Origin of the sequence: Burkholderia sp. Bp9142, assembly GCF_003853415.1 — a bacterium.
Taxonomy (GTDB): domain Bacteria; phylum Pseudomonadota; class Gammaproteobacteria; order Burkholderiales; family Burkholderiaceae; genus Burkholderia.
Window position 1 is genome coordinate 19,854 of the sequence record NZ_QTPP01000036.1, and the last position, 24,373, is coordinate 44,226.

General features: G+C 63.3%; 15 protein-coding genes. 11 read left to right on the forward strand and 4 right to left on the reverse strand.

Features of this window, described 5'->3' with window-relative positions; all coding sequences use genetic code 11:
* Nucleotide 1: 1 nt before the first annotated feature.
* Nucleotides 2-2,260 carry a xanthine dehydrogenase family protein molybdopterin-binding subunit gene (locus DIE22_RS29740; RefSeq protein WP_124606662.1) on the reverse strand — a complete coding sequence of 753 codons (2,259 nt, stop codon included), beginning with the start codon at nt 2,258-2,260 and terminating at the stop codon, nt 2-4.
* A complete protein-coding gene (locus tag DIE22_RS29745) occupies nt 2,257-2,853 on the reverse strand; it encodes a (2Fe-2S)-binding protein (protein ID WP_124606663.1) in 597 nt (198 codons plus the stop codon). Before DIE22_RS29745 ends, DIE22_RS29740 begins: the two co-directional genes overlap by 4 nt.
* Before the next feature lie 682 nt (nt 2,854-3,535).
* On the opposite strand from DIE22_RS29745, the gene DIE22_RS29750 reads away from it, so the two are divergent.
* The 4 genes from DIE22_RS29750 to DIE22_RS29765 all read left to right on the forward strand — a co-directional run bounded on the left by DIE22_RS29750 (nt 3,536) and on the right by DIE22_RS29765 (nt 8,498).
* Nucleotides 3,536-4,366, forward strand: a complete 831-nt coding sequence (locus tag DIE22_RS29750) for an SDR family NAD(P)-dependent oxidoreductase (protein WP_124606664.1) — start codon at nt 3,536-3,538, stop codon at nt 4,364-4,366.
* 326 nt (nt 4,367-4,692) lie between these two features.
* Nucleotides 4,693-5,742 carry an NAD(P)-dependent alcohol dehydrogenase gene (locus tag DIE22_RS29755; protein WP_124606665.1) on the forward strand — a complete coding sequence of 350 codons (1,050 nt, stop codon included), beginning with the start codon at nt 4,693-4,695 and terminating at the stop codon, nt 5,740-5,742.
* A 63-nt stretch (nt 5,743-5,805) separates the two neighbouring features.
* On the forward strand, nt 5,806-6,831 hold the full coding sequence (locus tag DIE22_RS29760; protein ID WP_124606666.1) for an alpha/beta hydrolase: 1,026 nt from the start codon (nt 5,806-5,808) through the stop codon (nt 6,829-6,831).
* Between the two features lie 488 nt (nt 6,832-7,319).
* Entirely contained in the window at nt 7,320-8,498 is a 1,179-nt protein-coding gene (locus DIE22_RS29765) for an MFS transporter (protein WP_124606667.1), read from the forward strand.
* Nucleotides 8,499-8,771: 273 nt separating this feature from the next.
* Here the strand turns inward: DIE22_RS29765 and DIE22_RS29770 are convergent, their stop codons facing one another.
* Nucleotides 8,772-9,998 carry a porin gene (locus tag DIE22_RS29770; RefSeq protein ID WP_124606668.1) on the reverse strand — a complete coding sequence of 409 codons (1,227 nt, stop codon included), beginning with the start codon at nt 9,996-9,998 and terminating at the stop codon, nt 8,772-8,774.
* 60 nt (nt 9,999-10,058) lie between these two features.
* Entirely contained in the window at nt 10,059-10,217 is a 159-nt protein-coding gene (locus DIE22_RS29775) for a hypothetical protein (protein WP_260426796.1), read from the reverse strand.
* 226 nt (nt 10,218-10,443) lie between these two features.
* Here DIE22_RS29775 and DIE22_RS29780 point away from each other — a divergent pair, with 226 nt between their 5' ends.
* The 7 genes from DIE22_RS29780 to DIE22_RS29810 all read left to right on the forward strand — a co-directional run bounded on the left by DIE22_RS29780 (nt 10,444) and on the right by DIE22_RS29810 (nt 24,363).
* On the forward strand, nt 10,444-12,501 hold the full coding sequence (locus DIE22_RS29780) for an ATP-dependent endonuclease (protein ID WP_124606669.1): 2,058 nt from the start codon (nt 10,444-10,446) through the stop codon (nt 12,499-12,501).
* Between the two features lie 114 nt (nt 12,502-12,615).
* On the forward strand, nt 12,616-14,508 hold the full coding sequence (locus DIE22_RS29785) for a UvrD-helicase domain-containing protein (protein WP_221623904.1): 1,893 nt from the start codon (nt 12,616-12,618) through the stop codon (nt 14,506-14,508).
* A gap of 466 nt (nt 14,509-14,974) precedes the next feature.
* On the forward strand, nt 14,975-15,799 hold the full coding sequence (locus tag DIE22_RS29790) for an IclR family transcriptional regulator (protein WP_124501474.1): 825 nt from the start codon (nt 14,975-14,977) through the stop codon (nt 15,797-15,799).
* 246 nt (nt 15,800-16,045) lie between these two features.
* Nucleotides 16,046-17,422 (forward strand): MdtA/MuxA family multidrug efflux RND transporter periplasmic adaptor subunit, encoded by a 1,377-nt coding sequence (locus DIE22_RS29795; protein ID WP_124501475.1) that lies wholly within the window; start codon nt 16,046-16,048, stop codon nt 17,420-17,422.
* A gap of 15 nt (nt 17,423-17,437) precedes the next feature.
* Nucleotides 17,438-20,551: an MdtB/MuxB family multidrug efflux RND transporter permease subunit gene (locus DIE22_RS29800; RefSeq protein WP_124606671.1), complete on the forward strand. Its 3,114-nt coding sequence runs from the start codon at nt 17,438-17,440 to the stop codon at nt 20,549-20,551.
* A 3-nt stretch (nt 20,552-20,554) separates the two neighbouring features.
* A complete protein-coding gene (locus DIE22_RS29805) occupies nt 20,555-23,863 on the forward strand; it encodes an efflux RND transporter permease subunit (protein WP_124606672.1) in 3,309 nt (1,102 codons plus the stop codon).
* 116 nt (nt 23,864-23,979) lie between these two features.
* Nucleotides 23,980-24,363 carry a VOC family protein gene (locus DIE22_RS29810; protein WP_409364663.1) on the forward strand — a complete coding sequence of 128 codons (384 nt, stop codon included), beginning with the start codon at nt 23,980-23,982 and terminating at the stop codon, nt 24,361-24,363.
* The last annotated feature ends 10 nt before the right edge of the window (nt 24,364-24,373 follow it).

Consider the following 24,373-nt stretch of genomic DNA (forward strand, 5'->3'; position numbering starts at 1 on the left):
TTCAGGTGTTGAACGTGTAGCGCGAGAGCGGCATGCTGCGAATGCGCTGCCCCGTCAGCCTGGCAACCGCATTAGCTACAGCCGGCGGCACGGCAGGCAATGGAGGCTCGCCGATTCCACCCATCTTTTCGCCGCTCTCGATGATCCGGACGTGTACGCGCGCCATCCGCGCGGGTGGCAGGATCGGATACATGTCGTAATTGCGTGCGGTCGGCACACCCTTTTCGTAGGTCGCCTCTTCCATCAAGACTTGGGACAGTCCGAGCGCCACTGCTCCGCTCACCTGCGCCTGGATGATCGCCGGGTTGACGATGCTGCCCGGATCGATCGCTTCCCAGATATCGTGTACCTTGACTTGCCCCTGCTCGATCGACACTTCCGCAATCACCGCCGCTTCGGTACCAAAGGGACTTGCCATCGCGACGCCGCGCGCGCGGCGCGTGCCGTCGCTGGCCGTAAACGGTCCGCGTTTCCAGCCGCCGGACATTTCGCCCACCGCGCGCAGCAGGTTCGTGAGCCGCTTGTTGCCGTTCAGCATCCGCATCCGCAGGTCATACGGATCGTGCCCGCCCTCGTCGGCCAGCTCGTCCAGGAACGTCTCGTAGAAAAAGTCGTTCATCGAATTGCCGACCGAGCGCCAGTAACCCTGCACCATCGGACTCTTCACATAGAGACGGGCAATGCGACGATCCGGAATCGCGTATTTCTTGCCGGCCAGCCCTTCGACGGCGCTGGGATCGACTGTCTCGCCGCGCTTGTTGCTCAACGCCTCGGTCGGACCTTCGGTGACCGTCACGGCCTCGAGGGCGATCGGCAGCCCCTGCGCATCGAGTCCACCGCGGAAGCGCACCGCGGCCATCGGCCGCAACGCATCGCGCAGGAACTCTTCCTCGCGACTCCAGATGACCTTGACCGGTCGTCCGACGGCCTTTGCCAGCTGAATCGCCTGCGGATACACGAGCGCTGTGTCGTAGAGAAAGTGGCGCCCGAAGAATCCTCCCAGCAGCGGAGAGTGGATGATCACCTTCTCGGCAGGCAAGCCCGTACGCTTGACGATATCGGCCTGGAACATCTCGGGCGCCTGATTGGGTATCCACAGCTCGAGCGAGCCGTCCGCGTTGAATCGCGCGAGTGCCGACGGCGGCTCCAGCTGCGCGTGATTCAAATACTGGCTGTGATAGGTCGCGTTGACGACTTTCTTCGCGCGCTTGAATGCGGCGTTCGCATTCCCCACGACCTCGGCGTTGTCACCGACGCCCGGCTCGTTGGCGAGGCGCCGTGCGAATTCCGCGGTCGAGAAATCGGCCGGCATGTAACGCACGGTCGAATCCGTACCCGGCTCCCGCCAGTCGACCTGAAGCGCCTCCGCGGCGCGTTTCGCGACCCACCAGCGCTCCGCCACCACCGCGACTGCACCCGGCAAACGATGAACGGAATGCACGCCTTTCATCGCGCCGACCTGTGCCTCATTGCGGATTGCAGCCACGGTCAGTCCCAGCCGGGGAGCATGCTGAACCGCCGCCTGCAGCATGCCGTCCACGCGACTGTCGATACTGTACATCGCCTTGCCCGTCGATTTCTGATGCACATCCACACGCTGGATCGGCTTGCCAATCCAGCGGAATTGCGCCGGATCCTTCAACTTCACGCTTGCGGGACCGGGCACGGGCAGGTCCATCGCATGCGACGCGAGCTGCCCGTAATCGAGCGAGCGACCTGACGCGCGATGGATCACCTTGCCCGGTTCCGTGCTCAAGCCATCGACCGGGACGCGCATTTGAGCCGCCGCCGCCTGCAGCAACATCTGCCGAGCAAGCGCGCCCAAACGGCGCATCGTCGGATAACTCATGCGCACCGACATGCTGCCGCCGGTAATGCGCATGCCGTTGTCCATCACTTTGTACTCGGCACCAGGCGGCGCGCTTTCCACGACAAAGCTGGCAGGATCGGCATCCAGCTCCTCGCCAACGATTTGCGCCATCGCTGTAAAGACGCCCTGCCCGCCTTCCATGAACGGACTGAGAAACCGGATCGAGTTGTCCGGACGAATCTCCAGGAACGCCGGAACACGCGTCCCAGGCGTTGTAGCCGCCGCAGTGGCAGCGGCGCGCGCGGTACGCACCGGCAGACCGAAACCAAGGACCAGCGCGCCCGCAGCGGTGCCCGCACTCGCCAGAAGGAAACGGCGACGGGAAATGTTGGTCGGCTCGTCAATCGGAAAGACGTCGCTCGGTGCGGACGTGTCAGCCAGCTTCGTCATGCGTCACCCCGCTCTTCTTCTGTGGTGCCGGACACCTTGCAGGCGATCGCACCCACCGCCGCGATACCTGCCAGCGTCGCGGTCGCTGCCGTGGCGGCGTGTTGCATCGTCGGCCCGGACGGCTGAGCGACGGCAGCATGGGGGTTGGAACCGCCCGATAGATCGTTCACGGCCGCATGAATCGCGTTGTATGTTCCGCAGCGACACAGATTGATCATCGCTGCCGCGACTTGCTCGTCGGAAGGATGCGACGTCTGCTTGAGCAGCGCGGTCGCGGCCATGACCTGACCGGATTGACAGTAGCCGCACTGAGGAACCTGGTGCTTGACCCACGCCGCGACAACGCGCTTGCCGACCGCATCCTCCTCAATCGCTTCGATGGTCGTGATTTTGCGTCCGACGACACCTTCGATGGGCGTGACGCAGGAGCGCATCAACGCGCCGTCGACCAACACGGAGCAGGCACCGCATTGCGCAAGGCCGCAGCCGTATTTGGTGCCCGTCAGGCCGAGTTCATCGCGAAGCGCCCATAGCAAGGGCGTATCGCCATCGGAATGGACTTCGTAGGTCTTGCCGTTGATTTGAAGCTGCATGGCACTCCCATCTTTTCGTAAAGCTGAAATTGCGAGCGCGGCGCTCTGGACTCCCACATTGACGCCGACGTACCTCGCGGATGCGGCCGATGCTAGCACGCAAGGAATTTGTAATTACCCCATCGATACAGATTGCCCCTATTAGCACCATTCATGAATATCGAACGTAAACTCGTGGCGGACAGCGAATCCGGTTCAGTCTCCGCTACCGTAATGACGTCGTTGACGGATTGCGGTTTGACGCCGGGCTCGGCACACGACAAGCGAAAATGTATCGGCAGATATTCAGCCGGGATCGATAAGGCAGGAATGGCACATCATTGATTACTTGCGCTCATGACTCCAATCACGTTCCGGGGAGTTTTCTATCGCGGCTCTCTCTCTATCATTGAAATCGAACGTCCAACTACAGACGCCTACTTACAGCCGGTTCGACCAACACGTTCGGTGATCAGCGTCTAGTCGCTTGGCTCGACGGGGCCCGATTCGAACCGCGTCCAAGGCACTCCCGGCCACGGAATCGCCCGAATATTCGCCGCAACCGCGATCGCAACTCCGGCGTTTCGTGACTCGAATCTTCCACCCGGGACAACACACCACGTGTAAGCAAGCGAAACCGGCAATCCGGGCCGATCGCCTTTATTGCCGAACCGCAGACTCGCCACTTGATAAGGAGAATGCAGTGACCAAGGTATGGTTCATTACCGGAGCCGGCAGCGGCCTCGGTGCTGGTGTCGCGAAGGCGGCATTGACGGCTGGCGACAAGGTCGTAGCCGTCGGACGAGACACGGCCAAGATCGAGCGCTCCCTAGGCGATTTCGCCGGGGATAGTCTCGCAATCATCAAAGCCGACGTGACCAAAGCGGGCGATGTTACTGAGGCGGTCGCAACCGCCATCCGTCGCTTCGGTCGCGTCGACGTACTGGTCAACAACGCCGGCTTTTGCCTGCTCGGAAACTTCGAAGAACTCGAATGGCAGGATATCGAGCGTCAGTTCAACACGAACGTCTACGGCGTGATGCACGTGCTTCGGGCAGTGCTGCCTGTGATGCGCAAACAGCGATCCGGGCATGTGATGAACATCAGCTCCGGTGGCGGCATCATGGGATTCAGCGATGTAGCGGCCTACTGCGCGACCAAGTTCGCGGTCGAAGGACTCACGCTTTCGGTGGCGGGCGAAATCGAGCAATTCGGGATCAAGTCGACCGTGGTGGAGCCGGGCATGTTCCGGACGGACCTGCTGGCCGACAGCAACGTCCGCTACACGCCCCCGTCGATTTCCGATTATGCGCATGAGGAACCAGTCAATACGTCTTGGTCCCGCATCAACGGCACCCAGGTAGGCGACCCCGACAAGTTCGGCGAGGCGCTGGTCAAGTTGACTGCCCTGGAAAATCCGCCGCGGTTCTTCGCGGTTGGAGGCGATGTCCTGGACATCATTCGCGACGTCACCGAGCTACGTCGGCGAGATGCCGCTGCCCACGAGGCGCTCTCGAGATCGACTGACTTCTGATTGCATCGATCCGACTGTGCAACGCAAGGGCTCTGGTCCATTGCGATCAGCCCGGCAGCGGCCAGGCTACTGATCGGCCAATACCGCGCACCGCCACGTAAATCAACTCGATGGGTTCACGGCGTTCCGATCGCGAGCCAGCTGTATGACATGAAGGCGCGGCTTTACATGGGAAACGAAGGACCAGCGCACACATTTATTCCGGTTCATGCAAATTCGGACCATCGTGCCGCGTAGCGCGACAACATCGTATTTCGGAGCAGTCCGAGTCAGCCAGACGACGTGCCGACTGACGTTCATCTCCCCTTCTATCAAGGAAACAAACCGTGTCTGTAAAAGCTTACGGCGCGTATGCCGGTGACAAACCTCTCGAGCCCATGGAAATTTCCCGGCGAGTGCCTGGCCCGCATGATGTGCTGATCGACATCGCGTATTGCGGCATCTGCCATTCCGATCTTCATCAAGTGCGCGCCGAATGGGCCGGCACGCAATTCCCATGCGTACCCGGTCACGAAATCGTTGGCCGCGTAGCCGCCGTGGGTGCACACGTGTCCGGATTCGGCCCGGGAGACCTTGTCGGCATCGGTTGCATCGTGGACAGTTGCAAGCACTGCGAAGAGTGCGATTCGGGCCTCGAGAATTACTGCGATGGCCTGATCGGTACCTACAACTTCCCAACTGCGGACGCGCCCGGCTGGACGCTGGGCGGCTACTCCCAGCAGATCGTAGTTCACGAGCGCTATGTTTTGCGCATCCGTCATCCCGAAGAACAGCTCGCCGCCGTCGCGCCCCTGCTGTGCGCCGGCATCACGACATATTCGCCACTGCGCCACTGGAACGCCGGGCCGGGAAAGAAGGTCGGCATCGTCGGCATCGGTGGCCTCGGGCACATGGGTATCAAGCTTGCCCACGCGATGGGCGCACATGTCGTTGCGTTCACCACATCGGAATCCAAACGCGAAGACGCCAAGGCGCTGGGGGCGAACGAGGTCGTCGTATCCCGCAATTCAGACGAAATGGCCGCCCATGTGAAGAGCTTCGATCTGATCGTCAACACCGTTGCGGCACCTCACGACCTCAACGTATTCCTCACGCTGCTGAAGCGGGACGGCACCCTGACGCTCGTCGGTGCACCTGCGTCGCCACATCCCTCACCCGAAGTGTTCAATCTGATCTTCAAGCGGCGATCACTTGCAGGCTCGATGATCGGCGGCATTCCCGAAACACAGGAAATGCTCGATTTCTGCGCCGAGCACGGCATCGTCGCCGACATCGAGTTGATCGGGGTCGACCAGATCAACGATGCCTATGAGCGCATGCTCAAGGGCGACGTCAAATATCGCTTCGTGATCGACAACGCCACTTTGGCCGCATGAACGCGATGCTACATCGTAGACACCATCGGGCTTAGGTTACTTCACAAGACGAAGGACGCATCAATGAAAAAGCTCATTATGTTGCTTGGCCTGCTTGTCAGTACACTCTCCGCAGCGGCGGCTGACATGTCCAACGGGGCCGACAATTTTTACAAGAGTGACCGGGTAGCTTCGCAGAAGGTCACGTTCAAGAATCAATACAAGATGGACATCGTCGGGAATCTCTTCGTTCCGAAGAATCTCGACCGTAGCAAAAAGAGCCCGGCGATCATCGTCGGGCATCCGATGGGCGCCGTCAAAGAACAGAGCTCGAACCTGTACGCGCAAAGGCTGGCTGAGCAGGGATTCGTCACGCTCGCCATCGACCAGTCCTTCTGGGGCGAGAGTGCCGGGCAGCCGCGCAATGCTGTAGCACCGGACATATACGCCGAAGCCTTCAGCGCTGCCGTGGATTTCCTCGGAACGAGGCCGTTTGTGGACCGACAGCGAATTGGCGTGCTCGGCATCTGCGGTAGCGGAAGCTTTGTCATCAGCGCAGCCAAGATCGATCCACGCATGAAAGCCATCGCGACAGTCAGCATGTACGACATGGGCGGCGTCAATCGAAACGGTCTGCGGCATTCGCAGACCGTTGAGCAGCGGAAGCAGGCAATCGCCGCAGCTGCAGAACAACGCTATGTCGAATTCGCCGGTGGTAAAGCCGAGTACACCAGCGGGACGGTGCATGAGTTGGACGCAGATACTCCGCCAATTCAGCGCGAATTTTACGATTTCTACCGCACACCACGGGGCGAGTACACGCCGAAGGGATCGTCGCGCGCGCTCACGACGCACCCGACATTGACCAGCAACGTCAAGTTCATGAACTTCTATCCGTTCAATGACATCGAGACGATATCACCCCGCCCGATGCTGTTCATCACGGGTGAGAACGCACACTCTCGGGAATTCAGCGAAGAGGCCTACCGACTTGCTGGCCAACCGAAAGAGCTTGTCGTCGTACCGGGTGCAGGTCACGTCGACCTTTACGATCGAGTCAATCTGATTCCGTTCGATAAGCTGACGTCGTTCTTCCAGAAGAACCTCTAGTCGATGAGGTTCGCGGCTACCCGCAGCCGACAGTCCAAAGGCCACGCTCCGGCGTGGCCTTTTTGCGGAAGCAGTGGTTCGCCCCTCCCATGCGGATCGCACGGTGGCGTAGGAATCCGCCCGACACTAGCGTTTTCACCGATTGTTTTATGACGAATACTCATAAGTCCAATCACCCCAACCATCTTTATCGATTGTCCGCAGCACTGTTTAATGCGGTCTTGGCTCCGTGACGCTCGCATCCGCCAGACGTGTCGTCGGCATTCCGGCATCCATCATTCCCTCTACGCTCGCGGGTTGCGACCGAAATGTCTGCGCGGCGTCTACCCGCGCCCGCAGTTGTCGGATGACGAACAAGCCGTACTGCGGCTTCCGTCCGCAGGATCCGTGACCGCGGCACTACACGTCATGCCGATCGGTGCGAAGCAACCATTTCATCTGTACTCGTTCGCGGCCAGCTGTGTATTCGCGAAGCAACAAGGAACACCATGTCGACATTGGCAGCACAAACTCAAATTTCCGCCCGGCATATATGGAGCGCCGTTAGTTCGATGGCAATGTGCGCCGCAATGTTGATCGCCACGGAATTCATGCCGGTGAGCCTTCTTACGCCGATTGCATCGGACCTTCATGCAACCGTCGGGATGGCGGGTCAGGCAATTTCGATATCGGGACTCTTCGCCGTGGCGACCAGCCTGCTGATTCCGGCGCTCGCGGGCCGCTTCGATCGTAGAAACGTACTTACCGCAATGGCGGTGCTGATGCTCGTGTCGCTTGTCCTTATCGCAGACGCAGACAACTTCGCTATGCTGATGGCAGCCCGTGCACTGCTCGGCATTTCAGTCGGCGGCTTCTGGTCACTCGCAACAGCAACCGTCATGCGTCTCGTGCCGGAACACTCTATTCCGCGGGCGCTCGCTGTCCTTTTCACCGGCAACGCCGTTGCAACCGCTTTTGCCGCGCCGATCGGCAGTTACGTAGGCGGTGTGATCGGGTGGCGCGGCGTATTCTGGGCACTGGCGCCAATCGTTGTCCTCAACCTGATCTGGTTGTGGTTCAGCATTCCGTCGATGCCGCCCCAAGGAAACCAATCAATTGGCAAAGTCATCGGCCTGCTCAAGCGACGCAATGTGGCCTTCGGGATGCTCGCCGTCATGCTGACGTTCGGCGGCGCATTTGCCATCTTCACCTATCTGCGCCCCTTTCTCGAAGCGTATACACACGTCGACGTCGCCCAATTGTCGATGCTGCTCCTGGGTTTGGGGCTCGCGGGCTTCGTGGGCACCTATGGGGCAAGTTCGCTGATCGCCAAGCGCCTGTACCTACTGCTCATGATTCTCCCGGTCGCGCTTGGCGCCGTAACCATCGGAATGCTTTCGGTCGGCCACCTGCTGTGGGCAGTGGCGGTCGCAATGATCGCATGGGGTACGATCAATTCGGCGATCCCCGTTGCTTGGTCTACGTGGCTGACCCAGGGCATCAAGGACGAACCTGAAAGCGGCGGTGGCCTGATGGTGGCTGCAATTCAGTTATCCATTATGGTCGGCGCTGAATTTGGGGGGGTTCTGCTCGACCACCTGTCCATCGCCGCAACGCTGGTAGGCGGTACCGCACTACTCGTGTTGTCGTCGTTGATCGTCGGCAACGGCACCCGTTTGAAACCGTAAGCATGCGGCCGCACGAAATTGCGATCGTGCTGCCGCACCGTCCCGCAGTGGAGACACCCGAATCCATTATCGAGCTGACCGATCGTTCCCGAATCGTCAGATAGCGGCCCGCAACCTACCGGCATGCGAAGCGAAGCAAACATCCCCCTCCGTCGCACTAGGCACGTTGCGAAGAAGCGATGCCCGATTCCGTGACCACGGCCTGGTGCGTATGCCTCCCACCTACAATCAGTACGATTGCCGCAGCTACACCCGGCGCCCGCCACTGCTCGCTCAGAACTTATGCCGTACCCCAACCCGAAGCGAAACCTGCTTGTCAGTCGCGGACGGTGTCAATCCGGTGATCTGCGCAACCGCTGGCTGCCCGAGCGAATCCGTCCCGCTCGCCTTCTCGAACACGGCAACCGTATAAACGTCGGTACGCTTCGACAGGAAATAATCGACACCCGCGCTGAACAGGTTGTAGTTCGCGCCGCCCTTGCCACCGGCACCGCCGTTTCTCGTGTAGTCGTAGGCGACACCCGCCTGCAACGACGGCGTGAACTGGTATTTCGCGTTGATCTCGACGTTGTTGAATGCCGCGGTGCCTGCGTAACGCAGCGCATTCGGCCCCGACGCGGAGCCCAGCCCCTCGAAGCGCGTATTCGAATACGCGAGGTTGACGCTGAGGGCGGCCAGCGTCACGCCCGCTCCGACGCCGGCGATTTCGAGCCGGTTCGCGGACGCGTAGCCGGCGAACACGGGGTTGCTCTCCGGCGCACTCGCGCTGCCGGCGCTGCCGAGGTTGTTGCTCGTAGCCGGACCGGCATTCGGATTCGCGCCGAAGAACGACGTGTTCGGGTTGCGGACGTTCAGGTAGCCTGCGCCGATCGAAAACGGCCCCGCCGCATACGACGCGCCGGCGCCCCAGATCCAGTTGGTCGAGAACGACCCGGCGGTGCCGCCGAGATTCATCAACGCTTCGACCGTCAGCCCGCGGTAGCTGGCACTGCGGAACTTGATCGAATTGTTGATGCGTCGCGTGTTCAACGCGTTGTCGAGGTCGCCCGGATGCGAGGTCATGTAGCCGCCCCACTGCGGCGCGGCGAGGAACGGCCCGTAAAAATCGACGACAGGATCGTACTGGCGCCCGAGCGTGACCGTGCCGACCGGATGGCTCAGGCCGACATACGCCTGCCGCCCGAACATCGCGCCGCCCTGGTTCAGCACGCCGTTGTTGCTGTAGAAACCGCTCTCCAGCACGAACAGCGCCTTGAGACCGCCGCCGAGATCCTCACTGCCCTTGAGCCCCCAGCGGCTCCCCTGCAGGCCGGCCGACCCGCCTTCGATCATCGCGACCTGATGACCGCCGACCGGGCCGGCCGCCGTTCGCGCCGTCTGCACATTGCTGGTGTAATTGATGCCGCTGTCGATGATCCCGTACAACGTCACGCTGCTTTGCGCCAGTGCGATTGCCGGCATTGAATTCAGTACAACAAAGCAAAATGAAAGCTTCCTCATCAATCGATCTCCTCCTTCGGTTATATGTCCCGGCTCGCCGCCGGATTGCGCGTCATCGTGTCAATGGGTCTGGTTCACCACGTTCGACGGCGTGTCGGCGGCCGGCTGTTCGTGAACGCGAATGAAGAACGTCATCAGGAACGACACGACGAGCAGCGCCGCGAGAAACAGCAGCCCAGGCGTCGCGCTCTGCCCCGTTCCCTTGACGAAGCCGATCATGAACGGCCCGGCATGGCGCCGAAACAGCTGCTCATGGCCGCAACAGAAACTCTACTTTTGACTCGCGTCAAAAGCGGGGGATTACCGTTTGGTAGACACACCTGAAATTCTATTCCGGCCTATTGCATCCCCAATGATCGGTTAGAATTTCCGAGAAATTTTCAGTCTCTCGCATGTGTCATTGGAATAGCCTATCGGTAGGACTCTACGCGGCAGGGGCGTCACTGTGTATATCGCAGAAATTCGAATCGAGAACTTCCGCCTGTTTGGTGCCAATAACAATGCGCTCGTGCTACCACTGTCCCCGGGACTTACCGCATTGGTCGGCGAGAACGATGCCGGTAAGACAGCGGTCATCGACGCGCTACGTTTGGTGGTCGGCACGCGTGACCAGGACGTGCTGCGGGTGGATCCACTTGATTTTCATCAGCCCGTCCCCGGTGGTCCAAGTGCCAACGAAATTATCATCCGTCTGACTTTCAGAGGCCTCACCACCGCTGATCGAGGCGCGTTTGCCGAGTTCCTCACGTATGAAACGGTAGCCGGGGTGGTCAATACCGTGCTGATCGTGACCTGGGTTGCGAAACGCAACACCAAGGAAGGCAGCTCACGCCGGGTGCTTCCGCCTGAGTGGCGCACGGGTGCCAAGGGAGACGGCCCCTTGCTCGATCTGGGGGCACGATCGCTGCTGACGGCGACGTATCTGCGGCCGTTGCGCGACGCCGAGCGGGCCATGAGCTCTGGGCGAGGATCGCGACTGTCGCAGATCCTCCAGCACACCACGGAAATCCGCGACACAGGAAACCCTTTCGACAAGCTTGCCGATCCGCCACCCGACCCGACGACGTTGAGTGTGTTGGGCCTCGGCGACTATGCGACTCATCTGCTTGGGGAGAGCGAAGGCATTAGGCAGGCTCGAAAGCGGCTCAATGATGAGTACCTGAAGCCCCTCTCGTTCGCCAACGATATGCTAAATGCGCGGATCGGCGTAGCAGGCGCGCAGGAGGACAGCCTCAGATTGCGGCAGTTGCTTGAGAAGCTTGAGCTCGTACTGACCGCGTCGTCTGACGCCGAAAGCGCGCACAGTCGTGGACTCGGCTCAAACAACCTGCTGTTCATGGCGTGCGAGCTCCTGCTTCTCGCTACTGAAAGCGACGGATTCCCGTTGCTGCTGATCGAAGAGCCCGAGGCGCATCTCCATCCGCAGCGGCAGTTGCAACTTATGTCGTTCCTGCAGGCACAGGCAAAGAAGACGCGTGCCGATGGACAGCGCATCCAGATCATCGTTACAACGCATAGTGCCAATCTCGCTTCGGACCTACAACTCGACAGGCTCGTACTGATTGAAGGCGGACGCGCTTTCCCTCTGTGTGAGGGAAAGACCAAGCTCAGCGCATCAGACTATCGATTTCTCGAGCGCTTCCTCGATGTGACCAAGGCAAACTTATTCTTCGCGCGCGCAGTGATGATCGTCGAGGGGGATGCCGAGAACATCCTCCTGCCCGTCATAGCGAGGTTACTTGACCGCGATTTCCACCATCACGGTGTCTCCGTGGTTAATGTCGGCGGTGTTGGGCTCGGCCGATACGCGCGCGTATTCATGCGCGAAGACGTTGAGAAGGATGGGGTCGTTAACATTCCCGTCGCCTGCATCACCGACATGGACGTGATGCCCAACAATGCGCCCTGGATCGTCGGCAAGCTGGAGGACGGGCAACCGATCCCTCTAAGACCTCCCTCAAAGCGGCAATGGCGGATTAAGGACGATTTTCCGGGCGAACAGCTCGAACAGCGGCGAGCCGAACGCAGGGAGAAGGCCTCAGGCCAAAAGGTCGAGACGTTCGTCGCTGACGAATGGACGCTTGAATTTGACCTCGCATTCCATGGTCTCAGCAAGCACGTCTACCGTGCAGGGACGCTGGCGCTAGCCAATGACCGCCTCACTGCCGGCACTGCCGATCAGGCCGTCATCCTCGCCGCCGCTGATGCAGCCTATCAAGCGCTGATCGATGCGGGTCATGATCCGTCGACGCTCGCTTCACATGTCTATGCGCTGTTTGAGGATGATGGGGGCTCAAAGGCGATCGGCGCGCAATATCTTGCCGAACTGCTGGAAAAGGAGGTTACGGACAATAACCTTGATGCCAATAGCTTGCGCGCATTGCTGCCACCCTACATCGTTGCGGCTATCGAGCATGTCACCGGGCCGTTCGCACCGCCGCTCGAAGGCGGCGCGGCCGGAGAGCCGGGCGCGCCAGTAATGGCGCCGGCACCGGGGGCCTGAGTGATGTACGACGATCTAATCCGAGAGGAAGACGTTACCTGGGCAGCAGTATTGATGGGGCTTGGTCCGGCCGGATTTGCGGCTGTCGAGGGTGATGACAGCCGACTCCGAGCAATGCTGCGACTCGACACAATCGACTTCGAGGCATGCCCGGGAAGTGGCAAGACGACTTTGCTGGTCGCAAAACTCGCAGTGCTGGCGATGCGCTGGCCAAGCCGTCAGCAGGGCATCTGCGTGCTATCGCATACCAACGCCGCGCGCAACGAAATCAGCGCGAAGCTCAGCAGTTCGGCGGCTGGTGTCTCGTTGACGCGCTACCCGCACTTCGTCGGCACGATCCACGCGTTTGTGAACGAGTATCTCGCGCTGCCTTGGCTCCGGTCGAAAGGAGTCGAAGTGCGCTGCATCGATACAAGGATTGCGCTTGCAAAGCGCTGGAGCCTGTTACCCGCGAATCGGCGCTGGGCTTTGCAGCAGGCAAATCTGAGCGAGACCTGCCTGATTTACGACCAGACTGACTATGGCGGGGGCAAGACAGGCCATTTCGGACCGCAGACGCCTACATATCAAGCGATCATCGATGCGCGTCGCCAGTCGAGCGAACAGGGATATTTCTGCTTCGACGAAATGTTCGTATGGGCCTGCGAATTGCTTGATCGGGATCCTGAGACGATTCCAATGCTACGTCGGCGCTTTCCGCTGGTATTCATCGACGAGGCGCAGGACAACAGTGAGGCACAATCGGCGCTGCTGCACCGCATCTTTTGCAGCGGCGACGCGCCGTCGCGCCGTCAGCGTTTCGGCGACTCCAACCAGGCCATCTACGGAAGCACCAGCCAGAGTGGCGCCACGACGGACCAGTTTCCAGGCGCCGTTGTACATCCGATGCCACGCAGCTATCGTTTTGGTCAGAATCTTGCGGATCAAGTAAAGGGATTGGGGGTTACGCCGCATGCGCTAATCGGCGCTGGTCCACCGGAACACCTCAGCGCCGATCCTAAGGCGTCGGCAATCTTCCTTTTCGATGACGGGTCGGTCCAGAGAGTGCTGGAGCGCTACGGCCAGCATCTGCTGGATAGCTTCGACGCAACTGTGCTGAAAAACGGAGTGTTCACTGCAGTGGCCGGGGTTCACGAGCCCGGAGACGACGATCGCATCCCGCGAGCGATGGGACACTATGTGCCCAGTTATGACCCGGCATGCGCTCGGAAGGAGTCCACGCCGAGCAGCTTCGCACAATACCTTGCGCGGGCTCGTTTTGAGATGGCTGGCAGCGGAAACACGGACAGGCTTATCAACGCCGTGGCCGCGGCGCTCCTCGCTGCAAGCGAGCTTGCCGGTGCCCCGTATGGGGCGAGCGCACGGAAATCGCCTCATCGCCGGCTGGTCGAGATGCTTGGCGACAGCGACGCAAGAGGCGAATATCTCGCATTGCAAGAGATCATCCTGACGCACCAAGGCGATATCACCCCTGCGGTCTGTGCAGCGGCAGCACAAGCCCGTATCGAGGCGGTGATCCGGCAACTGAGCGGTGCAGAGGTGCTCGGCGAGGATGTTGCCACCTTCTTAGCACCGCCGCAGGCTCAGGCCGTAGCTGAGGGCGAAGCCGCAATCGCCGCGCGCACCGATAATTTGTTTGCTTATCCGCCCGACGCACCGCAGGTACACATTCGGCTGAGCTCGATCCATGCGGTGAAGGGCGAAACGCACACGGCGACGCTCGTCCTCGACAGTTTCTACCACGCGCATCATCTAAGCGAACTCAAGCCATGGTTGCTGGGCACGAAGTCGGGCGGCTTTTCGACAAACGCCAGGGGCCGGCAGGTCCCTGAGGGCACGCGAATGCTCGGGCGGCTCAGGCTACATTACGTCGCCATGACTCGCCCGACCCATCTGCTGTGCTTGGCGATGCGGAAGGATGCGTTTGGGCATGGGGAACTCGACATGCTGATGGGTCGGGGTTGGACTGTCATTGATTGCTGCGCAGATGCGCAGGTACAAGTCTAGCCAAACGCACTCGAAATGGTGCGCTGAACCATACTTTTCCCCGATGCTGCATACTTTGATGTCTCTGAAACCCCTCTTCCTAGTTGCTGCAGACTTTGATGTGCGCCGATAGACGGGCAAAAAAAAGCGCCACGGAGACCGTGGCGCTAAAAAAGTTCTAGCCATTCCGAGGGCCGTGCTAGAACCTGAGAGACTGCGCGAAACACCGTTGCCGGTTAAACTCCTGAAACGATGTTTCGAAAACGTGAGACATTCTTTCTGTTTCCGCCCGACAAGTCAAGCGGTATTTGCACCGTTTCCCGCACTTTCCGGCAAGGCTCATTTGAGCGCTTTCCCAATAAACCAAGGGTGAACCCGTAAAATATCATCCAATGAACGATTCACCCACGGAACATGCATCTTTTGACAATCATCCTACAATACCAACAAAACTGAAATCGAGTTTCGGAAATAGAGAGAACCCCTCGTGTCGACATCTGTAACGCCTCCCGCGCCCCGAGACCGCGAATCGTCGCCGGACGAGATCACCGCGCTCGCGCGCGGCCTCGCCGTGCTGCGCCGCATCGCGGCCGCCGACGCCCCGGTCAGCAACCGCGAGCTGACCGAATTGACGGGCATCCCGAAACCGACCGTGTCGCGCATCACGGCGACGCTCGTCAGCGCCGGCTTCCTGTTCCAGCTGCCCGACAGCGAGCGCTTCGTGCTGACCGCGTCGGTGCTGGAGCTGAGCCACGGCTTCCTGCGCAACTTCGACATCCGCGCGCGCTCGCGGCCGTTCATGATCGAGCTCGCCGAGCGCACGTCGCTGTCGGTGCACCTCGCGGTGCGCGACCGGCTCGACATGGTCGCGATCGACGTGATCCGGCCGCGCTCGGCCGTGCTCGTCACGCGCCTCGAGATCGGCTCGCGGATGGACATCGCGCGCACCGCGGTCGGCCGCGCGTATCTCGCGGCGCTGGAGGACGACGAGCGCCGCACGCTGCTCGACGCGCTGCGCGCGACGGCCGGCGACGACTGGCCGCACGTGTCGGCGCGCCTGAACCCCGGCCTCGAGGACGCGATGCGCGCCGGCCATGCGATCGCGATCGGCGAATGGCGCGAGGGGCTGAACGCGGTCGCGGCCGGGTTCGTCGGTCCGTCGGGCCAGCGCTACTCGGTGAACTGCGGCGGCGCATCCAGCCAGTGCCCGCCCGAATGGCTGCAGGAACACGTGGTGCCCGCGCTGCACGAATGCATCGCGAAAATCACCCGCGAGATCGGCGGGGCGCCGGCCCGGCGCAGCGCCGTGTAATCGATCCGTCATCGTCCCGTCGCGTTCTGTAACGACCGTAACCCGTTGAAAGATAGTCCGCTGGACTGTAACGGGGGCGGGACGTAGGATCATGCCCATCGTCGCGCCGCCTTCGCGGTGCGCACCGCTCTTTTCCCGCGCGGACCGGAAGGGCCCGGACCGAGCCGGCCCTCCCGGCACCGCATGCCCACGCGCCGCTCCACTTCCGTTTCCCGGCCCGCCGCGCCGCCTTCCTGACACAACACGATGGACAACCAACACAAGCCCACGCCCCCTTCGAAGGATCCCGCCTCCCCCGCCGCGCGCCGCCCGCGCCGCACGCTGGTGATCGGGACGCTCGCGGTCATCGTCATCGGCGGCCTGCTGTGGTGGCACCCATGGAACCGTGCGCAGGCCGATGCGGCGGCGGCAGGCAGCGCGGCCTCCGGCGCGAGCGCCGGCGGCGGCCATCGCGGCCGCGGCGGCCCCGCCGCCATGGCGAACGTTCCGCAGCCCGTATCGGTCGCGGCCGCCACGCAAGGCGAGATGCCGATCGTGCTGTCCGCGCTCGGCACCGTGACGCCGCTCGCGAGCGTGACGGTGAAGACGCAGCTGTCGGGCTACCTGCAGTCCGTCGCGTTCCAGGAAGGCCAGATCGTCAGGAAGGGCGACCTGCTCGCGCAGATCGACCCGCGCCCGTACCAGGTGGCGCTCGACAATGCCGAAGGCACGCATGCGCGCGACGCGGCGCTGCTCGCGACGGCCCGCATCGACCTGAAGCGCTACCAGACGCTGCTGTCGCAGGACTCGATCGCGTCGCAGACGGTCGACACGCAGGCGTCGCTCGTCAAGCAATACGAAGGAACGGTGAAGACCGACCAGGCGGCGATCGATTCCGCGAAACTGAACCTCACGTACGCGCGCATCACGGCGCCGGTGTCGGGCCGCGTCGGCCTGCGCCAGGTCGACCCCGGCAACTACGTGACGGCGGGCGACACGAACGGGATCGTCGTGATCACGCAGCTGCAGCCGATGAGCGTGATCTTCACGACGTCGGAAGACAACCTGCCGCAGATCGTCAAGCAGGTGAACGCGGGCCGGACACTGTCGGTCACCGCATACAACCGCAACAACACGGTGCCGCTCGAGACGGGTTCGCTCCAGACGCTCGACAACCAGATCGACACGAGCACCGGCACGATCAAGCTGCGCGCGACGTTCGATAACAAGGAAGGCCTGCTGTTCCCGAATCAGTTCGTCAACACGCGGCTGCTCGTCGACGTGCTGCGCAATGCGACGATCGTGCCGACGGCCGCCGTGCTGACGGGCTCGATCGGCCAGTTCGTGTACATCGTGAAGCCCGACAACACGGTCACGGTGCGCAAGGTCACGATCGGCCCGGTCGACGGCGAGCGCACCAGCATCGTCAGCGGCGTCGCGCTCGGCGAGCGCGTGGTCACCGACGGCTCCGACCGGCTGCGCGAAGGCGCGAAGATCTCGATCCCGGCCGACAAGCCGAAAGGCGCGTCGGGCGCGCACGGCGCCGGTGCGGCGTCCGGCGCCTCGGGCGCCTCGGGTGCGGCCGGCCACCGCGGCGGACACCAGCACGGCGCGTCGCAGGCAGCGGCCCCCGCGGCCCAGTAACGCGCGGACCGCTCGATGAATCCATCCCGCCTCTTCATTCTCCGGCCGGTCGGCACCGCTCTCCTGATGGCGGCGATCATGCTGGCCGGTCTCGTCGCGCTGCGCTTCCTGCCGCTCGCCGCGCTGCCCGAAGTCGACTACCCGACGATCCAGGTCCAGACCTTCTATCCGGGCGCGAGCCCGGAAGTCATGACGTCGTCGGTCACCGCGCCGCTGGAGCGGCAGTTCGGCCAGATGCCGTCGCTGAACCAGATGTCGTCGCAAAGCTCGGCCGGCGCGTCGGTGATCACGCTGCAGTTCTCGCTCGACCTGCCGCTCGACATCGCCGAACAGGAAGTGCAGGCCGCGATCAACGCGGCCGGCAACCTGCTGCCGTCCGACCTCCCGGCTCCGCCGATCTACGCGAAGGTCAATCCGGCCGACGCGCCGGTGCTGACGCTCGCGATCACGTCGAAGACCTTGCCGCTCACGCAGGTGCAGGACCTGACCGACACGCGCCTCGCGATGAAGATCTCGCAGATCGCGGGCGTCGGCCTCGTCAGCCTGTCGGGCGGCAACCGGCCGGCCGTGCGGATCCAGGCGAACCCGACCGCGCTCGCGCAGTACGGGATGAACCTCGACGACCTGCGCACGACGATCTCGAACCTGAACGTCAACACGCCGAAGGGCAACTTCGACGGCCCGACGCGGGCGTACACGATCAACGCGAACGACCAGCTCACCAGCGCCGACCAGTACAACGACGCGGTCGTCGCGTACAAGAGCGGCCGCCCGGTGATGCTGACCGACGTCGCGAAGGTCGTCTCCGGCTCGGAGAACACCAAGCTCGGCGCGTGGGTGAATTCGGCGCCCGCGATCATCCTGAACGTGCAGCGCCAGCCGGGCGCGAACGTGATCGCGACCGTCGACGCGATCAAGGCGCAACTGCCGAAGCTGCAGGAGACGCTGCCCGCCGCGCTCGACGTGCAGATCGTCACCGACCGCACGACGATGATCCGCGCGGCCGTGCGCGACGTGCAGTTCGAACTGCTGCTCGCGGTCGCGCTGGTCGTGCTGGTGATGTACCTGTTCCTCGCGAACATCTACGCGACGATCATCCCGAGCCTGTCGGTGCCGCTGTCGCTGGTCGGCACGCTCGCGGTGATGTACCTGGCCGGCTTCTCGCTGAACAACCTGTCGCTGATGGCGCTCACCATCGCGACCGGTTTCGTCGTCGACGACGCGATCGTGATGATCGAGAACATCGCGCGCTACGTCGAGGAAGGCGATTCGGGGCTCGATGCCGCGCTGAAGGGCTCGAGGCAGATCGGCTTCACGATCATCTCGCTGACGGTGTCGCTGATCGCCGTGCTGATCCCGCTGCTGTTCATGGGCGACGTGGTCGGCCGGCTGTTCCACGAATTCGCGATCACGCTCGCGGTGACGATCGTGATCTCGGCGATCGTGTCGCTCACGCTCGTGCCGATGATGTGCGCGAAGCTCCTGCGCCATTCGCCGCCGCCCGAGAGCCACCGCTTCGAGGCACGCGTGCACCAGACGATCGACCGGGTGATCGCGCGCTACGCGGTCGCGCTCGAATGGGTGCTGAACCGCCGGCGCTCGACGCTCGTCGTCGCGCTGCTGACGCTCGCGCTGACCGCCCTGCTCTACGTCTACGTGCCGAAGGGCTTCTTCCCCGCGCAGGATACCGGCGTGATCCAGGCGATCACGCAGGCGCCGCAGTCGATCTCGTACGGCGCGATGGCCGAACGCCAGCAGGCGCTCGCGGCCGAGATCCTGAAGGATCCGAACGTCGCGAGCCTGACGTCGTTCATCGGTGTCGACGGCAGCAACATCACGCTGAACAGCGGCCGGATGCTGATCAACCTGAAGGCGCGCGACGCACGCGCCGAGTCGTCCGCCCAAATCATCCGCGACCTGCAGCAGCGCGTCGCGAACGTGACCGGCATCACGCTGTTCATGCAGTCGGTGCAGGACCTGACGATCGACTCGACCGTGAGCCCGACGCAGTACCAGTTCATGCTGACGAGCCCGAACCCGGACGAATTCGCGACCTGGGTGCCGAAGCTCGTCACGCGGCTGCAGAAGGAGCCGTCGCTCGCCGACGTCGCGACCGACCTGCAGAGCAACGGCCAGTCGGTCTACGTCGAGATCGACCGCGCGAGCGCCGCGCGCTTCGGCATCACGCCGGCGACCGTCGACAACGCGCTGTACGACGCATTCGGCCAGCGCATCGTGTCGACCATCTTCACGCAGTCGAACCAGTACCGCGTGATTCTCGAGTCGGCGCCGAAGGAGCAGCATTACGCCGAATCGCTGAACGACATCTACCTGCCGTCCGCGGGCGGCGGCCAGGTGCCGCTGTCGTCGATCGCGTCGTTCCACGAACGGCCGTCGCCGCTGCTCGTCGCGCACCTGTCGCAGTTCCCGTCGACGACGATCTCGTTCAACCTCGCGCCGGGCGCGTCGCTCGGCGAGGCCGTGAAGGCGATCGGCGCCGCCGAGAAGGACATCGGCCTGCCCGCCTCGTTCCAGACGCGCTTCCAGGGCGCGGCGCTCGCGTTCCAGGCATCGCTGTCGAACCAGCTGTTCCTGATCCTCGCGGCGGTCGTCACGATGTACATCGTGCTCGGCGTGCTGTACGAGAGCTACATCCACCCGATCACGATCCTGTCGACGCTGCCGTCGGCCGGCGTCGGCGCGCTGCTCGCGCTGATGATCACGGGGCATGACCTCGACATCATCGGGATCATCGGGATCGTGCTGCTGATCGGCATCGTGAAGAAGAACGCGATCATGATGATCGACTTCGCGCTCGAGGCCGAACGGGTCGAAGGCAAGCCGCCGCGCGAGGCGATCTACCAGGCATGCCTGCTGCGTTTCAGGCCGATCCTGATGACGACGCTCGCCGCGCTGCTCGGCGCGGTGCCGCTGATCGTCGGCGCCGGCGCGGGTTCCGAGCTGCGCCAGCCGCTCGGGATCGCGATCGCGGGCGGCCTGATCGTGTCGCAGGTGCTGACGCTGTTCACGACGCCGGTGATCTACCTCGGCTTCGACAGCCTCGCGCGCCGCGTGCGCGGCTGGTTCGAGCGGCACGGCCCCCACGCCGGCAAGCACACGGGGGCGTAAGCGTTGAACCTGTCGCGCCCCTTCATCACCCGCCCCGTCGCGACGACGCTGCTCGCGCTCGGCGTCGCGCTCGCGGGCCTGTTCGCGTTCATCAAGCTGCCGGTGTCGCCGCTGCCGCAGGTCGACTTCCCGACCATCTCGGTGCAGGCGTCGCTGCCCGGCGCGAGCCCCGAGACCGTCGCGACCAGCGTGACGAGCCCGCTCGAGCGGCACCTCGGCTCGATCGCCGACGTCAGCGAAATGACGTCGACCAGCACGGTCGGCAACGCGCGGATCATCCTGCAGTTCGGGCTGAACCGCGACATCGACGGCGCCGCGCGCGACGTGCAGGCCGCGATCAACGCGGCGCGCGCCGACCTGCCCGCGTCGCTGAAGAGCAACCCGACGTACCGCAAGGTCAATCCGGCCGACTCGCCGATCATGATCGTGTCGCTCACGTCGGATACGTCGTCGCCCGCGAAGCTGTACGACGCCGCGTCGACGGTGCTGCAGCAGTCGCTGTCGCAGATCGACGGGATCGGCCAGGTGTCGCTGAGCGGCTCCGCGAACCCGGCCGTGCGCGTCGAGCTCGAACCGCATGCGCTGTTCCACTACGGAATCGGCCTCGAGGACGTGCGGGCCGCGCTCGCGTCGGCGAACGCGAACAGCCCGAAGGGTGCGATCGAGTTCGGCCCGAAGCACTACCAGCTCTATACGAACGACCAGGCCTCGCAGGCGTCGCAATACCGCGACCTGGTCGTCGCCTACCGCAACGGCGCGGCCGTGCGGCTGGCCGACCTGTCCGAAGTCGTCGACGGCGTCGAGGACCTGCGCAACCTCGGCTTGTCGAACGGCAAGCGCGCGGTGCTCGTGATCCTGTACCGCTCGCCCGGCGCGAACATCATCGAGACGATCGACCGCGTGCGTGCGGCACTGCCGCAGCTCACCGCGTCGCTGCCTGCCGACATCACGGTCACGCCGGTGCTCGACCGTTCGACGACGATCCGCGCGTCGCTGAAGGACACCGAGCACACGCTGCTGATCGCGGTCAGCCTGGTCGTGATGGTCGTGTTCCTGTTCCTGCGCAACTGGCGCGCGACATTGATCCCGAGCGTCGCGGTGCCGATCTCGATCATCGGCACGTTCGGCGCGATGTACCTGCTCGGCTTCTCGATCGACAACCTGTCGCTGATGGCGCTGATCGTCGCGACCGGCTTCGTCGTCGACGATGCGATCGTCGTGCTCGAGAACATCACGCGCCACATCGAGAACGGCAAGCCAAGGTTGCAGGCCGCGTTCGACGGCGCGCGCGAGGTCGGCTTCACGGTGCTGTCGATGAGCATTTCGCTCGTCGCGGTGTTCCTGCCGATCCTGCTGATGGGCGGCATCGTCGGACGCCTGTTCCGCGAATTCGCGCTGACGCTGTCGCTCGCGATCGCCGTGTCGCTCGCGGTATCGCTCACGGTCACGCCGATGATGTGCGCGCGCCTGCTGCGCGAGCCGCACGACGTGCAGGAGGAAGGCCGCCTCGGGCGCTTCCTCGAGCGCTTCTTCGCGCGGCTGCAGCGCGGCTACGAGCGCTCGCTGTCGTGGGCGCTGCGTCGTCCGCTGCTGGTCCTGCTGATCCTGTTCGCGACGATCGGGCTGAACGTCTATCTGTACATCATCGTGCCGAAGGGCTTCTTTCCGCAGCAGGACACCGGGCTGATGATCGGCGGTATCCAGGCCGACCAGTCGACGTCGTTCCAGGCGATGAAGCTGAAGTTTTCCGAGATGATGCGGATCGTGCAGAGCAACCCGAACGTGCAGAGCGCCGCGGGCTTCACGGGCGGCGCCCAGACCAACTCGGGCTTCATGTTCGTCACGCTGAAGGACCGCACCGAGCGCAAGCTGTCGGCCGACCAGGTGATCCAGCAGCTGCGCAAGCCGCTGGCCGACGTTGCAGGCGCGCGCACGTTCCTGCAGGCTGCGCAGGACATCCGCGTCGGCGGCCGGCAGAGCAACGCGCAGTACCAGTTCACGCTGCTCGGCGATTCGAGCGCCGAGCTGTACAAGTGGGGGCCGCTGCTGACCGAGGCGCTGCAGAAGCGTGCCGAGCTCACCGACGTGAACTCCGACCAGCAGCAAGGCGGCCTCGAGGCGATGGTGACGATCGACCGCGCGACCGCCGCGCGGCTCGGCATCAAGCCCGCGCAGATCGACAACACGCTGTACGACGCGTTCGGCCAGCGCCAGGTCTCGACGATCTACAACCCGCTGAACCAGTACCACGTCGTGATGGAAGTCGCGCCGAAATACTGGCAGAGCCCGGAGATGCTGAACCAGGTGTGGATCAGCACGTCGGGCGGCAGCGCGAACGGCTCGCAGACGACCAACGCGGCGGCCGGCACCTTCGTCGCGACCTCGGCCGGCACGTCCAGCGCCGGCACGGCCGCCACCAGCGCCGCGGCGATCGCGTCCGATTCCGCGCGCAACCAGGCGCTGAACTCGATCGCGTCGAGCGGCAAGTCGAGCGCGTCGTCGGGCGCGGCGGTGTCGACGTCGAAATCGACGATGATCCCGCTGTCCGCGATCGCGACCTTCGGCCCGAGCACGACGCCGCTGTCGGTCAACCACCAGGGCCTGTTCGTCGCGACGACGATCTCGTTCAACCTGCCGCCGGGCGTGTCGCTGTCGCAGGCGACCCAGGTGATCTACCAGACGATGGCGCAGATCGGCGTGCCGCCGACGATCGTCGGCAGCTTCCAGGGCACCGCGCAGGCGTTCCAGCAATCGCTGAACAACCAGCCGATCCTGATCCTCGCGGCGCTGCTGGCCGTCTACATCGTGCTCGGGATCCTGTACGAGAGCTACATCCACCCGATCACGATCCTGTCGACGCTGCCGTCGGCCGGCGTCGGCGCCCTGCTCGCGCTGCTGCTGTTCAAGACCGAGTTCAGCATCATCGCGCTGATCGGCGTGATCCTGCTGATCGGCATCGTGAAGAAGAACGCGATCATGATGGTCGACTTCGCGATCGACCAGACGCGCAACGGCCGCAAGTCGTCGTTCGATGCGATCCACGAGGCCTGCCTGCTGCGCTTCCGGCCGATCATGATGACGACGATGGCGGCACTCCTCGGCGCGCTGCCGCTCGCGTTCGGCCACGGCGACGGCGCCGAGCTGCGCGCGCCGCTCGGGATCGCGATCGCCGGCGGCCTGATCATGTCGCAGATGCTGACGCTCTATACGACGCCGGTCGTCTATCTGTACATGGACCGGCTGCGCGTGTGGGCCGAGAAGCGCCGCAACCGCCGCGACAATTCGGGCGGGGCGGCGGTGGCCGGCGAGTAAGCGGATAACGGCGGCAAGCGGCCGCATCACGCGGCCGCTCGACGTGCTTGCACGCCGGCGGCGATCGACTATCGTGTGTCCATGCCCACCCTCGCGCCCCTTCCCGGGGACCCGCCATGAACGTCCAGCTGAATCATACGATCGTCTGGTGCCGCGACAAGCACGCGTCGAGCCGCTTCCTCACCGAGCTTCTGGAACTGCCGGCGCCGACGCCGTTCGGCCCGATGCTGGTGGTCCCGCTCGACAACGGCGTGTCGCTCGATTTCTACGAAAAAGAGGGAGAGATCACGGCCCAGCATTACGCGTTCCTGACCGACGAAGCCGGCTTCGATCGCGTGTATGCGCGCATTCGCGAGCGCGGGCTGCCGCACTGGGCCGATCCGGCGAAGCGGCAGGCCGGTGACATCTACCGCCACAACGGCGGGCGCGGTGTGTATTTCGACGATCCTGACGGTCACTTCCTCGAAGTGATGACGCAACCGTACGTGCTGAACGGATAGCGGGACGCGC

Bases quoted from the DNA above. Each gene is read 5' to 3' on its own strand.
- DIE22_RS29745 (WP_124606663.1), bottom strand. From the start codon at position 2,853: ATGCAGCTTCAAATCAACGGCAAGACCTACGAAGTCCATTCCGATGGC.
- DIE22_RS29770 (WP_124606668.1), bottom strand. From the start codon at position 9,998: ATGAGGAAGCTTTCATTTTGCTTTGTTGTACTGAATTCAATGCCGGCA.
- DIE22_RS29775 (WP_260426796.1), bottom strand. From the start codon at position 10,217: ATGATCGGCTTCGTCAAGGGAACGGGGCAGAGCGCGACGCCTGGGCTG.
- DIE22_RS29810 (WP_409364663.1), top strand. From the start codon at position 23,980: ATGAACGTCCAGCTGAATCATACGATCGTCTGGTGCCGCGACAAGCAC.
- DIE22_RS29800 (WP_124606671.1), top strand. From the start codon at position 17,438: ATGAATCCATCCCGCCTCTTCATTCTCCGGCCGGTCGGCACCGCTCTC.
- DIE22_RS29795 (WP_124501475.1), top strand. From the start codon at position 16,046: ATGGACAACCAACACAAGCCCACGCCCCCTTCGAAGGATCCCGCCTCC.
- DIE22_RS29765 (WP_124606667.1), top strand. From the start codon at position 7,320: ATGTCGACATTGGCAGCACAAACTCAAATTTCCGCCCGGCATATATGG.
- DIE22_RS29740 (WP_124606662.1), bottom strand. From the start codon at position 2,260: ATGACGAAGCTGGCTGACACGTCCGCACCGAGCGACGTCTTTCCGATT.
- DIE22_RS29760 (WP_124606666.1), top strand. From the start codon at position 5,806: ATGAAAAAGCTCATTATGTTGCTTGGCCTGCTTGTCAGTACACTCTCC.
- DIE22_RS29785 (WP_221623904.1), top strand. From the start codon at position 12,616: ATGCTGCGACTCGACACAATCGACTTCGAGGCATGCCCGGGAAGTGGC.